Origin of the sequence: Streptomyces sp. NPDC002018 (assembly GCF_042890865.1) — a bacterium.
Taxonomy (GTDB): Bacteria; Actinomycetota; Actinomycetes; order Streptomycetales; family Streptomycetaceae; genus Streptomyces.
Window position 1 is genome coordinate 629,635 of record NZ_JBIASO010000001.1, and the last position, 13,140, is coordinate 642,774.

Genomic DNA, 13,140 nt, shown 5'->3' on the forward strand with positions numbered 1-13,140 from the left:
CCGCACCCTTACGGGAGAGCGCTCTCCCACCCCCACCGCCACCCCGAGGAGACCCCCCCATGCACCGACCCCTTCTGCGCCGGCTCCTGCGCCGGCCGGCCACGCCGGCGCCTGACCTCTCCCCGCCGGGCATGTCCCCGTCCGCCCGCCCGCGACGAGCGGTCAGGGCCCGGCGCGCGGTCCCGGTCGCCGTCGCCGCCCTGCTCGGCGCCTGCGCGGTGGCCCTCCCGGCCCCCGCGGCCCACGCCGCGGGCAGCGTCGTCAAGGTCACCGGAACACAGGGAGCCTGGCAGCTCACCGTCGACGGCGCCCCGTACCAGGTCAAGGGCCTGACCTGGGGTCCCGCCATGGCCGACGCGGCGCGGTACATGCCCGACGTGAAGTCGATGGGCGCCAATACCGTACGGACCTGGGGCACCGACGCCGGCAGCCGACCGCTCCTCGACGCGGCGGCGGCCAACGGCGTCAAGGTCATCGCGGGCTTCTGGCTCCAGCCGGGCGGCGGCCCCGGGAGCGGTGGCTGTGTCAACTATCTGACGGACACCACGTACAAGAACGACATGCTCGCGGAGTTCCCCCGCTGGGTGGAGACCTACAGGGACCACCCCGGCGTCCTGATGTGGAACGTCGGCAACGAGTCCGTCCTCGGTCTCCAGAACTGCTACAGCGGTGACGCGCTGGAGCAGCAGCGCAACGCGTACACGGCCTTCGTCAACGACATCGCGAAGAGGATCCACGCCGTCGACCCCAACCACCCGGTGACCTCGACCGACGCGTGGACGGGCGCCTGGCCCTACTACCAGCGCAACGCGCCCGACCTCGATCTGTACGCGGTGAACTCCTACGGTGACGTCTGCAACATCCAGCAGACCTGGCAGGCCGGCGGGTACACCAAGCCGTACATCGTCACCGAGGGCGGCCCGGCCGGTGAGTGGGAGGTGCCGAACGACGCCAACGGGGTGCCCGACGAGCCCGCCGACCCGGCGAAGGCGGCCGGCTACACCAAGGCGTGGGGCTGTATCACCGGCCACCGGGGTGTGGCGCTCGGGGCGACGCTCTTCCACTACGGCACCGAGTACGACTTCGGCGGTGTCTGGTTCAATCTGCTTCCCGCGGGCCAGAAGCGGCTCTCGTACTACGCGGTGAAGAGGGCGTACGGAGGCGACACCTCCCGCGACAACACCCCGCCCGTGATCTCCTCGATGTCCGTCGACGGGGCCGCCTCGGTCCCGGCGGGCCGGGAGTTCACCGTCCGCGCCTCGGTCACGGACCCGGAGGGCGATCCGCTCTCGTACCAGCTCCTCCTCGGCGGCAAGTACATCGACAACTCGGGCCAGTTGACCGATACGCCCTTCACCGCCCTCGGCAACGGCACCTTCCGGCTCACCGCGCCCGACCGGCTCGGCGTCTGGAAGGTCTATGTCAAGGCGGCCGACGGCAAGGGCAATGTGGGCATCGAGACCAAGTCGTTCAAGGTGGTGCCGCCGCCGGTCGGCGGGACCAATCTCGCCCAGGGCAGGCCGGCCACGGCGTCCTCGGCGCAGGCGGGCGGCACCGGCTGCCCGTGCCCGGCGGGCAGCGCGGTCGACGGCTCGTTCGAGACCCGGTGGGCGAGCGACTGGAGCGATCCGCAGTGGATCCAGGTCGACCTCGGCCGCAAGACGGCGTTCCGGCATGTCCAGCTCGCCTGGGAGACCGCGTACGCCAGGGGCTACACCGTCCAGACCTCCGACGACGGACAGAACTGGGCCACGGTGAGGACCGTGACGGACGGCAACGGAGGAATCGACGACCATGACATAGCCGGAAACGCGCGCTATGTCCGGATCAACGCCACCGTGCGCGGAACCGCCTGGGGGTACTCGCTCCACGAGTTCGGCGTCTACAGCTGACCCGGCCGCGGCCGTGAACGCCGCACCGACTCGGAGCCCGCTTGCGCAAGCGGGCTCCGATTGCGGGAAAAGCATGTACCGCACCGGGCAGCGAACGGGCACGGATCGGGCCCCAGTCGGGCAGTGATCCGTGCAACAGCCACCCCGGTCGCGGGGGTGATCAGCGCAAACCCCCTTCCCGAAACGGGCATGAACGGGCACAGTCGATGCTGTGAAGAAGCTGGTCGCAGCCGGTCTCTTGCTTGTACAAACGACGCATGAGCCCGAACGGGTGCTGAGCCGCAGCAAAGCAGGGAAGTGTGTGGTCGTGGACACCGACGAGCGCCGACGAGAAATCCTGGAGATCGCCCGACGAGACGGGTCGGTGGAGGTCACCGCCCTGGCGGGAAGACTCCAGGTCGCCAAGGAGACCATCCGGCGCGATCTGCACGCCCTGGAGGAACACGGGCTGGTGCGCCGTACCCACGGTGGCGCCTACCCGGTGGAGAGCGCCGGATTCGAGACCACCCTCGCGGTGCGGACCACCCGGCTCGTCCCGCAGAAGTCGCGGATCGCGGCCGCCGCGGCCGATCTTCTCGGTGACGCGGAAACGGTCTTCGTCGACGAGGGCTTCACCCCGCAGCTCGTCGCCGAGGCGCTGCCCCGGGACCGGCCGCTGACGGTGGTCACCGCCTCCCTGGCCGTGGCGACCGCGCTCGCCGACGCGGAGAAGTTCGCCGTACTGCTGCTCGGCGGCCGGGTCCGTGGCTCCACGATGGCCACGGTCGACCACTGGACCACCAGGATGCTCTCCGAGTTCGTCATCGACCTGGCGTACGTCGGAGCGAACGGCATATCCCGCGAATACGGCCTCACCACCCCCGACCCCGCGGTCAGCGAGGTCAAGGCCCAGGCCATGCGGAGCGCGCGCCGCCGGGTCTTCGCCGGGATCCACACCAAGTTCGGCGCGGTCAGCTTCTGCCGCTTCGCCGAGGTCGGTGACTTCGAATCGATCGTCACGGACGCGGGACTGCCCTCGGCCGAGGCCCAGCGCTACTCGCTCCTGGGACCGCAGGTCATCCGCGTCTGACCCGTCCCGTTCCATCATGTTCCGTCCCGTCATGTACCCGTCTTCTCCGGGCACCCGCAAGCCACTCCATACCCATGAGCCGTTCCGTACACCCCTCACACCTCCGTCCCCTTCAGCCCGGTGCCTGTTCCTCCGGCACCCCCACATCTTCCCGCAACGAACGATCAGGAGAGAACGTCATGCCACTCCAGCCACTCCAGCCCCTCCAGCGACGACGTATCGGTGGACGCGGCGGAATCCGTGTCCGTGTGGGTGCGAGCGCCGCCCTGGTGGCCCTGCTCGCCGGGTGCAGTGGCGCGGGCGGCACCTCCTCCGCGGGTGACGACACGCTCAATGTGCTCATGGTGAACAACCCGCAGATGGTCGAGTTGCAGAAGCTCACCGCGGACAACTTCACGAAGGAGACCGGAATCAAGGTCAACTTCACGGTCCTGCCCGAGAACGACGTCCGCGACAAGATCACCCAGGACTTCTCCAACCAGGCCGGCCAGTACGACGTCGCCACCATCAGCAACTTCGAGGTGCCCTTCTACGCGAAGAACGGCTGGCTGCACTCCCTCGACGAGTACGCAGGCAAGGACAAGGCCTTCGACCAGGCCGACATACTCAAGCCGCTCCAGGAGTCGCTGACCGCCGAGGACGGCAAGCTCTACGGCGAGCCCTTCTACGGCGAGTCGTCCTTCCTGATGTACCGCAAGGACGTCTTCGCGGCGAAGAAGCTCACGATGCCCGCCAAGCCCACCTGGGCGCAGGTCGCCGATCTGGCCGCCAAGGTGGACGGCGCGCAGGAGAACATGAAGGGCATCTGTCTGCGCGGACTGCCCGGCTGGGGCGAGGTCATCGCCCCACTGACCACGGTCGTCAACACCATGGGCGGGACCTGGTTCACCAAGGACTGGGAGGCGCAGCTCACCTCGCCCGAGTTCACCAAGGCCACCCAGTTCTATGTCGACCTGGTGCGCAACCACGGCCAGGCGGGCGCTCCGCAGTCCGGCTACGCCGAGTGCCTCAACAACATGACCCAGGGCAACTCGGCCATGTGGTACGACGCCACCGCGGGCGCCGGATCGCTGGAGGCGAAGGGATCCCCGGTCAAGGGCAAGATCGGCTATGTGCCGGCTCCCGTGGACAAGACGGAGAGCTCGGGCTGGCTCTACACCTGGGCCTGGGGCATGCAGAAGGCCTCCACCAAGACCGAGAGCGCGTGGAAGTTCATCTCCTGGGCGTCCAGCAAGGAGTACGAGAACCTCGTCGGCGAGAAGATCGGCTGGGCCAATGTGCCCGCGGGCAAGCGCGCCTCGACCTACGCCAACCCCGACTATCTGAAGGACGCCGCCGCGTTCGCCGAGGTCACCAAGCAGGCCATCGCCAGCGCCAACCCGCGTGACCCGGGCACCCAGCCCCGGCCGACCGTCGGCATCCAGTTCGTCGACATCCCCGAGTTCACCGACCTGGGCACCAAGGTCTCGCAGGAGATCAGCGCCGCCATCGCGGGCAAGAAGTCGGTGGCCGAGGCGCTGAAGACCTCGCAGGCGCTCGCCGAGAAGGTCGGCAAGGAGCAGCAGTGAGCACCTCCGTCAGTACACCTCCGCTCTCCCCGGCCGGCGCGTCGCGCCCCAGCACGCCACGGCGCGCCGGCCGGAGGGCCTCCGGCCGGGCCCGCGCCTGGGCCACCAGGGCCCCGCTGCTGCCCGCGCTGGTCTTCCTGGTCGCGGTCACCCAGCTGCCCTTCGTGGCGACGCTGGTGATCTCGCTCTTCGACTGGAACTCGCTCGCCCCCGACGAGCGCGGCTTCGCCGGACTCTCCAACTACGGGTCCGTGTTCTCCGACGCGGGCCTGCGGGACTCGGTGTTCACCACCGTCCTGCTCACGGCGAGCGTGGTGATCGTCAGCGTGGTCCTCGGACTGCTGCTCGCCCTGCTGCTCGACCGCAAGTTCTTCGGCCGGGGCTTCGTCCGCACGCTGCTGATCACCCCGTTCCTGCTGGTCCCCGTCTCGGCGGCGCTGCTGTGGAAGCACGCGCTCTACAACCCGGAGTACGGGCTGTTCAACGGGGCCTGGGCATGGTTCACCGGACTCTTCGGGGTGAGCAGCCCGGCCCAGCCGGACTGGATCTCCGACATGCCGCTGATCGCGGTCGAGGCGGCCCTCGTCTGGCAGTGGACGCCGTTCATGATGCTCATCCTGCTGGCCGGGCTCCAGAGCCGGCCCGCCGAGATCATCGAGGCCGCCAAGCTGGACGGCGCGACCACCTGGCAGACCTTCCGCTATCTGACGCTGCCGCATCTGCGCCGCTATCTGGAACTGGGCATCCTGCTCGGTTCGATCTACATCGTGCAGAACTTCGACGCGGTCTTCACCCTCACCTCGGGCGGCCTCGGCACCGCGAACCTCCCTTACACCATCTACCAGACCTTCTACCAGGCTCACGAGTACGGACTGGCCTCCGCCGCCGGAGTCGTCGTCGTGATCGGCACGATCGTGATCGCGACCTTCGCCCTGCGTGTGGTCTCGTCCCTCTTCAGTGAGGAGGCGAACCGCGCATGAGTACCCTCTCGGCCCCGCAGACGGCACCGGTCGCACGGCCCAGGACCGACCCGTACGCGCCCGCCGCCCGGCGGGCCAGGCGGCGCTCCGCCGGGCTCGGGCTGCTGGCCTGGATCGTCGGTGTCGTCTTCTGTCTGCCGGCGCTCTGGATGCTGCTGACCTCCTTCCACTCGGAGGCGGACGCGGCGACCAACCCGCCCTCCTTCGGCGCGGGGCTCACCCTCGACAGCTACCGGGTCTTCTTCGGGGCGGGCGGCGGCGCCAGTCCCTGGCCGCCGCTGATCAACTCCCTGACCGCGTCCCTGTTCTCCACGCTGTTCGTGCTCGTCCTGGCGCTCCCGGCGGCGTACGCGCTCTCCATCAAGCGGGTGGAGAAGTGGACGGACGTGATGTTCTTCTTCCTCTCCACGAAGATGCTGCCGGTCGTCGCCGGTCTGCTGCCCGTGTACCTCTTCGCGAAGAACGTCGGCATGCTGGACAACATCTGGCTGCTCGTCATCCTCTACACCTCGATGAATCTGCCGATCGCGGTCTGGATGATGCAGTCCTTCCTCGCGGACGTCCCGGTCTCCATCATCGAGGCCGCGCAGGTGGACGGGGCCCGGCTGCCGACCGTACTGACCCGGGTGGTGGCGCCGGTCGCCGCGCCGGGGATCGCGGCCACGGCGCTGATCTGCTTCATCTTCAGCTGGAACGAGCTGCTCTTCGCCCGGGTGCTCACCGGGGTGACGGCCCAGACCGCACCTGTTTTCCTGACGGGCTTCGTCACCAGCCAGGGCCTCTTCCTCGCCCAGCTCTGCGCGGCGTCCGTCGTCGTCTCCCTGCCGGTGCTCGCCGCCGGTTTCGCCGCCCAGGACAAGCTGGTCCAGGGCCTTTCTCTTGGAGCTGTTAAGTAATGAGGGCAGCGATCGTCGAAGCCGTCGGCAAGGTCTCCGTCACCACGGTGCCCGACCCCACCCCGGGCCCCCGGGACGTGGTCGTGTCCGTCGCGGCGTGCGGCCTCTGCGGCACCGATCTGCACATTCTCCAGGGGGAGTTCGCGCCCACCCTGCCGATCGTGCCCGGTCACGAGTTCGCCGGTGAGATCGTGGAAATCGGCTCCGACGTCACTGAACTGGCCGTGGGCGACAAGGTGGCCGTCGACCCCTCGCTGTACTGCCACGAGTGCCGCTACTGCCGGGCCGGACGGGGAAACCTGTGCGACCGGTGGAACGCGATCGGCGTCAGCAAGCCCGGCGGCGCCGCCGAGTACGCCGTGGCGCCCGTGGCCAACTGCGTCAAGCTGCCCGACCACATCGACGTACGGGACGCGGCGCTGATCGAGCCGCTCTCCTGCGCGGTCCGCGGCTATGACGTGCTCAGCTCCACGCTCGGCGCCGAGGTGCTGATCTACGGCTCGGGCACCATGGGACTCATGATGCTCGAACTGGCCAAGCGCACCGGCGCCGCCTCCGTCGACGTCCTGGACATCAACCCGGAACGGCTGGCCACCGCGAGCAAGCTCGGCTGCTCGGCCACCGCCGCCTCCGCGGAGGAGTTCGACCGGCCGCGCGGCTGGGACTTCGTGATCGACGCCACCGGCAACGCGGCCGCCATCCAGGACGGTATCGGCCGGGTCGCCAAGGGCGGCACGTTCCTCCAGTTCGGGGTCTCCGACTACGCGACCACCGCGGTCATCGAGCCGTACCGCATCTACAACCAGGAGATCACCATCACCGGCTCCATGGCGGTACTGCACAGCTACGAGCGGGCCGCGGCGCTCTTCGCCACCGGGGTGCTCGACCCCGCGGTCTTCATCAGCGACCGGCTGCCGCTGGAGCAGTACCCGCAGGCGATCGACCGGTTCAAGGCGGGCCAGGGCCGCAAGATCGTGGTGGAGCCGTGAGCGAGGGTCTTCCAGCCGGTCCTGGCGCCGTCCTGGTGATGGGGGAGGCGCTCATCGACCTCGTACCGTCGCCGGAGGAGCCGGGGACCTATCGCGCCGAGCCGGGCGGCGCCCCCGCCAATGTCGCGGCGGGACTCGCCAGGCTCGGCACGGAGAGCTGGTTCGCGGGCGCCCTGGGCGGCGACGGCTTCGCGCGGATGATCGAACAGCGGCTGGTCTCGGCCGGGACCGATCTCGGCCTCTGCGCCCGCTCGGAGCTGCCGACCACGCTCGCGGTCGCCGACCCCGGCCCGGACGGCACCAGCTACCACTTCCATCTCCAGGACACGGCGACCTTCCGGCTGCCGGACCACTCCGCCCGGGTGGAGCGGTTCGCGGCGGTGTACGCCGGCGGTGTCGCGGCGGTCGTCGAACCGGCCGCCGGGGCCGTCGCGGCCACCGCGCGCGCCGCCGCCGGGCGCACCCTGCTGGTGGTGGACCCCAATGTGCGCGAGGACCGGACGATCGACCCCGGGACGGGCGGCCGGCTGCTGCGCGAGCTGTGCGCGCTGGCTCAGGTCGTCAAGGCGAGCGACGAGGATCTGGTGCGGCTCTGGCCCGGCACCGACCCCGACGAGACCTGCCGGCGGCTGGCGGCGGAGGGCAGGCTCGTGGTGCTCACCCGCGGCGCCCGGGGCAGTACGGGCTATGCCGGCTCCTCGGAGCCGGTGTCCGTGCCCGCGGTGCCCGTCGAGGTGGTCAACACCATCGGCGCGGGCGACGCCTTCATGTCCGGTGTCCTCAACTGGCTGACCACCACCGGTGCGCACCGCGACGGCGGCGCCGCCGCGCTCTCGCACGACCAGGTGACACGCATGCTGGGCTTCGCCTCCCAGGTGGCCGCCTCGGTATGCGCCCAGACCGGTACGGAACCGTCGATGCCGACCCGTACCTGATCCCACAGGACCCCGGTGGTCCGTGACCGGCTCCCTCCGGCCATGGACCACCGCCCGCACGGCCGGAGCCACCGTCCCCCTCCCCAGGGCGGTGGCTCCGGTCGTTCCGTTCCGGGGGCCGGGCGTCACACGCCCGTGCCGGGACTCAGGCCGCCTCGCGGTTCCTGTCGGACATCGCGCGGATGATCTCCGCATAGCGGTGGCCGCTGCCCTTGATGGTGCGGCGCTGCGTCTCGTAGTCCACATGGACCAGACCGAAGCGCTTGTCGTAGCCGTACGCCCACTCGAAGTTGTCCATCAGCGACCAGGCGAAGTACCCGGCGAGCGGGGCGCCCTTCGCCACGGCCCGCGCGCAGGCGGCGAGGTGCTCGTCCAGATAACGGGCACGCTCGGGGTCGTCGACGCTGCCGTCCGCCCGTACGGTGTCCGGGAAGGCGGAGCCGTTCTCGGTGACGAAGATCCGCTGCGCGCCGTACTCGTCCTTCAGGCGGAGCAGGAGCTGCTCCAGACCGTCGGCGTGGACCTCCCAGCCCATGTGGGTGTGGCGGGCGTTCGGCACCTCGACCTGGCGGGCGAACGGGGCCGGGCCCGACGGGTCGTCCTGGACGATCTGGCGGAAGTAGTAGTTGAGCCCCAGCCAGTCGAGCGGCGTCGCGATGGTCTCCAGGTCGCCGGCGCGCACGGGCAGGTCCACCCCGTACAGATCGACCATGTCCTGCGGGTAGCCGCGGCCGTGGATCGGGTCCAGCCACCAGCGGTTGGTGTGACCGTCGGCACGGACGGCGGCGGCGCGGTCCGCGTCGCTGTCGCTCGCCGGCTCGATCGGGCTGAGATTGTTGACGATGCCGACCCGGGCGTCGGAGGAGGCCGCGCGGATCGCCTGCACCGCGAGACCGTGCCCGAGGTGGAGATGGAACGAGGTGCGCACGGCGGCCGTGAGATCGGTCAGTCCGGGCGCCATCGTGCCGTCGAGGTGGCCGATCCACGAGGAGCACAGCGGCTCGTTGAGGGTCGCCCAGTCCTTCACCCGGTCGCCGAGCCGCTCGGCCACGGCGGAGGCGTAGGCCGCGAAGTGCTCGGCGGTGTCCCGGGCGGGCCAGCCGCCGCGGTCCTGGAGGATCTGCGGCAGGTCCCAGTGGTAGAGCGTGGCGAACGGGGTGATGCCGGCCTCCAGCAGACCGTCCACCAGCCGGTCGTAGAACGCGAGCCCGCGCTCGTTCACCGGTCCGTCGCCGCCGGGCACGATCCGGGGCCAGGCGATCGAGAACCGGTACGCGTCCACACCGAGCTGCTTCATCAGCCCGATGTCCTCGGGCACCCGGTGGTAGTGGTCGCAGGCCACATCGCCGGTGTCATTGTTGTCGATCTTGCCCGGGGTGTGGGAGAACGTGTCCCAGATGGAGGGGGTACGGCCGTCCTCGGCCACGGCTCCCTCGATCTGGTACGCGGCGGTGGCGACGCCCCAGGTGAAATCGTGGGGAAGGGCGTTGAGGTCGTTCACGGACTGCCTTTCTGAATGGGTCACTTCACGGCGCCCGCGGTCAGGCCGGCGACGAGGTAGCGCTGGAGAAGAAGGAACCCGACGACCACGGGCACGCTGACGACCAGCGAGGCGGCCATGATCTGGTTCCAGTAGACGTCGTTCTGGGTGGCGTAACCCTGGAGACCGACCGCCAGGGTCCTGGTGGTGTCGTTGGTCATGACGGAGGCGAAGAGGACCTCGCCCCAGGCCGTCATGAAGGCGTAGACGGCGACGGCGACGATGCCGGGGACCGCGGCGGGCACCACCACCTGGAACAGCGCGCGGATGGGTCCCGCGCCGTCCACCATGGCGGCCTCGTCCAGCTCCCTGGGGATCGAGTCGAAGTACCCGATCAGCATCCAGATGGAGAACGGCAGCGAGAACGTCAGATACGTGAGGATCAGACCGCCGCGCGAGCCGTACAGCTCGACGCCCGTGCTGTTCCCGATGTTCACGAAGATCAGGAACAGCGGGAGCAGGAAGAGGATGCCGGGGAACATCTGGGTGGACAGCACCGTGACGGTGAAGACGCGCTTGCCGCGGAAGCGGTAGCGGCTCACCGCGTACGCGGCGAACACCGCGATCGCCACGGAGAGCACGGTCGCCGAACCGGCCACGATCAGCGAGTTCACGAAGTACTTGGCGAGCGGGACGGTCTTCCAGATGTCGAAGTACGGACGGACCGTGAGGTTCGTCGGGAACCACTGGAACTTGCCCGACACGTCCTGGAGCGGCTTGAGCGAGCTGCTGACCATCACATAGACCGGCAGCAGCGCGAAGGCCGCCAGGAGCGTCAGTACGACACGGCGCGTCCAGATGAACGACTGCGGCGGTGCGATGGGAGACCTGGGCCTAGGCATCCGAGCCCTTCCTTCCCCGTGAGGTGAAGAACAGATAGACCGCCGTGACGAGCAGCAGGAAGAGCAGCAGCAGGACGGACATCGCGGATCCCGAGCCGAAGTTCCAGGTGACGAAAGACGATTGGTAGATATGGATCGAGATCAGATCCGCCGCTTCCGGCGCCGACTTGCCGAACAGCACATAGGGCGTGTTGAAGTCGTTGAACGTCCACAGGAACAGCACGAGCACCAGCACCTGGTTGACCGGGCGCAGCGAGGGCAGTGTGATCTTGCGGATCTGCTGCCAGATGCCCGCCCCGTCGATGGAGGCGGCCTCGTAGAGATCACGCGGGATGTTCTGGAGGGCAGCCATCAGCATCAGGAACGCGAAGGGCCAGGACTTCCAGAGCGAGACGACGACCAGCGCGATGAAGCTGTTGTTGCCGATCAGCCAGAACGACGGCTGGTCGGTGAGGCCGAGCTGGTCGTGCAGGACGTGATTGATGATGCCGTTGTCGTGCTGGAACATGAACGCCCAGGTGATGACCGCCGCGTAGACGGGCAGGGCGTACGGGACGAGGAAGATCGTCCGCAGCACGCTCCGGCCGCGGAAGTTCTCCTGGAGCATGATCGCCGCCGCCACACCGAACAGCCAGGACAGCCCGACGGAGAGCACGGTGAAGGCGCAGGTCACCAGGAACGAGTGGAGGAGCGCCTGGCCGATCGGCGCATCGAAGTCGATGGCGATCCGGTAGTTGTCGAGACCGGCGGAGGGCGAGTTGCCCCAGTTCCGGATGAAGAACTGGGTGAGCTGCCGGAAGCTCACCCAGATCCCGATCACCATCGGGATGATGTGGATGAGCAGTTCGAGCACGACCGCGGGCAGCAGCAGGAGATAGGGCAGACCGCCCTGACGGATCCGGTCGGGGATGCGCGGCAGACGTGGTCCGCGCGCACCCCCGTTATCCGTCTTCTCCTTTTTGCCCGCCTTGTGCCCAGTGGTGGGTGTCACGGTGGCGGTCATGGAGAAAGCCTCACTGTGCCATCTGCTGCTGGGCCTTGGTCAGGGCCGCCTTGACGGATTCGGTCGTCACCGGCTTGCCGGCCGCGGCGTCGGCCCACAGGTCCTTGACGGCCGTACCGACGGTCGTCTCGAACTGCGACTCGTTGGCGACCTGGGGGAGCGGGGCGGCGCTGGTGGCCAGCGTGTCACGCAGGACCTTCAGGTCGGGCGCGGCGAACGCCGGGTCCTCCTGGGCGGCCTTCACCGGCGGGATGGCGCCGAAGGTCTTGTTGAGCAGCTTCTGCTCCTCGTCGCTCGTCATGAACTTGACGAACTTCTTGGCGCCGTCGACGTTCTTGGTGTTGTTGAACACCGCGATGTTGATGCCGGCGACCATGGAGTTGAGGTTCTTGCCGGTGCCCGGGGTACCGGACTGGACCGGAACGGGAGCGACGCCCCAGTCCTCGGGCTTCATGCCCTGGGAGGCGAAGGTCGAGGCCGCGGCCTGCCACAGGACCATGGCCGTCTTGCCCTTGGCGAAGTCCTGGAGGGACTGGTTCTGGGCGTACTCCGCGTTGCCCGGAGCGATGATCTTGTCCTTGGCCATGAAGTCGACGTACTGCTTCACCGCGGCGACGGCGCCGTCGGAGGTGAAGGTGGGCTTGCCCGCCTTGTCGAAGAAGTCGACACCGTGCTGCTTGCCGAGCGCGAAGACCTGGTGGATGTTGTTGGACAGGTTGCCGCCCTCGGCACCCAGCCCCCACTTGCCGTCCTTGGAGATCTTCTTGCCGTCGGCGACAAGCTGGTCCCAGGTGGCCGGGGGCTCCGTGATACCGGCGTCCGCGAACATCTGCTTGTTGTAGTAGAGCGCGTAGGCCAGCGAGTACAGCGGCACGGCGGCGGGGTCCTGACCCTCCGCGCCGGCCGAGGCGACCGCCGAGTCGACGAACCGGTCCCGGCCGCCGATCGCGTCGAAGTTCTTCTCGTCCCACGGCAGCAGCGCGCCCGTGGCCTGGAGCGAGGCCGACCAGGTGTTGCCGATGTTCAGCACGTCGGGGCCCTGACCCGACGTGGTGGCGGCGAGGATCCGGTTGAGCAGATCGGACCACGGGATGACCTCGAGCTTGACCTTGATCCCGGTCTGCTCCTCGAACTTCTTGAGTTCGGGGGTGAGTATCTTCTTGTCCGCCTCGATGTTGGGGCCCTGGTTGGACGCCCAGTACGTCAGGGTTTTGGGTGATTCGTTACTTCCGCCATCGCTGGAGGAACCGCCACCGCAGCCGGCGACGGCGGTGAGGGCGCTGACGATGGCTACTGCTGCTGCGGCTCTGATGGTGCGCATGTGGGATGGCCCCTTTCCGGGGGGTGGCAGCGTTCGAGAGTCGAACGGCCTCCATGACTTAATTTATGACGTGATTTAAGAGGTGAGAGAAGGTCGCGTCAAGGT

11 protein-coding genes are annotated in these 13,140 nt (G+C 68.7%); 7 read left to right on the forward strand and 4 right to left on the reverse strand.

Translation table 11 applies throughout. From position 1 onward, the window contains the following. Positions 1-131: 131 nt before the first annotated feature. The 7 genes from ACFYYH_RS02760 to ACFYYH_RS02790 all read left to right on the forward strand — a co-directional run bounded on the left by ACFYYH_RS02760 (position 132) and on the right by ACFYYH_RS02790 (position 8,329). Complete coding sequence (locus tag ACFYYH_RS02760) at positions 132-1,892, forward strand: discoidin domain-containing protein (RefSeq protein ID WP_388545319.1); 1,761 nt, start codon at positions 132-134, stop codon at positions 1,890-1,892. A gap of 307 nt (positions 1,893-2,199) precedes the next feature. Next, the gene (locus ACFYYH_RS02765; RefSeq protein ID WP_388544907.1) at positions 2,200-2,961 is read left to right on the forward strand and encodes a DeoR/GlpR family DNA-binding transcription regulator; all 762 of its coding nucleotides are present in this window, start codon (positions 2,200-2,202) and stop codon (positions 2,959-2,961) included. 179 nt (positions 2,962-3,140) lie between these two features. Continuing rightward, on the forward strand, positions 3,141-4,529 hold the full coding sequence (locus ACFYYH_RS02770; protein WP_388544909.1) for an ABC transporter substrate-binding protein: 1,389 nt from the start codon (positions 3,141-3,143) through the stop codon (positions 4,527-4,529). Beyond that, complete coding sequence (locus tag ACFYYH_RS02775) at positions 4,526-5,509, forward strand: carbohydrate ABC transporter permease (RefSeq protein WP_388544911.1); 984 nt, start codon at positions 4,526-4,528, stop codon at positions 5,507-5,509. The genes ACFYYH_RS02770 and ACFYYH_RS02775 overlap by 4 nt, the downstream gene beginning before the upstream one ends. Further along, positions 5,506-6,405 carry a carbohydrate ABC transporter permease gene (locus ACFYYH_RS02780; protein ID WP_388544913.1) on the forward strand — a complete coding sequence of 300 codons (900 nt, stop codon included), beginning with the start codon at positions 5,506-5,508 and terminating at the stop codon, positions 6,403-6,405. The genes ACFYYH_RS02775 and ACFYYH_RS02780 overlap by 4 nt, the downstream gene beginning before the upstream one ends. Continuing rightward, positions 6,405-7,394, forward strand: a complete 990-nt coding sequence (locus ACFYYH_RS02785; protein WP_388544916.1) for a zinc-dependent alcohol dehydrogenase family protein — start codon at positions 6,405-6,407, stop codon at positions 7,392-7,394. The genes ACFYYH_RS02780 and ACFYYH_RS02785 overlap by 1 nt, the downstream gene beginning before the upstream one ends. Then, positions 7,391-8,329 (forward strand): PfkB family carbohydrate kinase, encoded by a 939-nt coding sequence (locus ACFYYH_RS02790; protein ID WP_388544919.1) that lies wholly within the window; start codon positions 7,391-7,393, stop codon positions 8,327-8,329. The genes ACFYYH_RS02785 and ACFYYH_RS02790 overlap by 4 nt, the downstream gene beginning before the upstream one ends. Before the next feature lie 145 nt (positions 8,330-8,474). Here ACFYYH_RS02790 and ACFYYH_RS02795 read toward each other — a convergent pair whose 3' ends face one another. From ACFYYH_RS02795 to ACFYYH_RS02810, 4 genes are read right to left on the reverse strand one after another with little or no spacing between them, the layout of a single operon-like run. After that, a complete protein-coding gene (locus tag ACFYYH_RS02795) occupies positions 8,475-9,830 on the reverse strand; it encodes a GH1 family beta-glucosidase (RefSeq protein ID WP_388544921.1) in 1,356 nt (451 codons plus the stop codon). Positions 9,831-9,850: 20 nt separating this feature from the next. Next, positions 9,851-10,711 carry a carbohydrate ABC transporter permease gene (locus ACFYYH_RS02800; protein ID WP_388544923.1) on the reverse strand — a complete coding sequence of 287 codons (861 nt, stop codon included), beginning with the start codon at positions 10,709-10,711 and terminating at the stop codon, positions 9,851-9,853. Further along, positions 10,704-11,714, reverse strand: a complete 1,011-nt coding sequence (locus ACFYYH_RS02805; protein WP_388544925.1) for a carbohydrate ABC transporter permease — start codon at positions 11,712-11,714, stop codon at positions 10,704-10,706. The genes ACFYYH_RS02800 and ACFYYH_RS02805 overlap by 8 nt, the downstream gene beginning before the upstream one ends. Positions 11,715-11,724: 10 nt before the next feature. Continuing rightward, positions 11,725-13,035, reverse strand: coding sequence for an extracellular solute-binding protein (locus ACFYYH_RS02810; protein WP_388544928.1), 1,311 nt, complete (start codon positions 13,033-13,035; stop codon positions 11,725-11,727). Positions 13,036-13,140 lie beyond the last annotated feature (105 nt).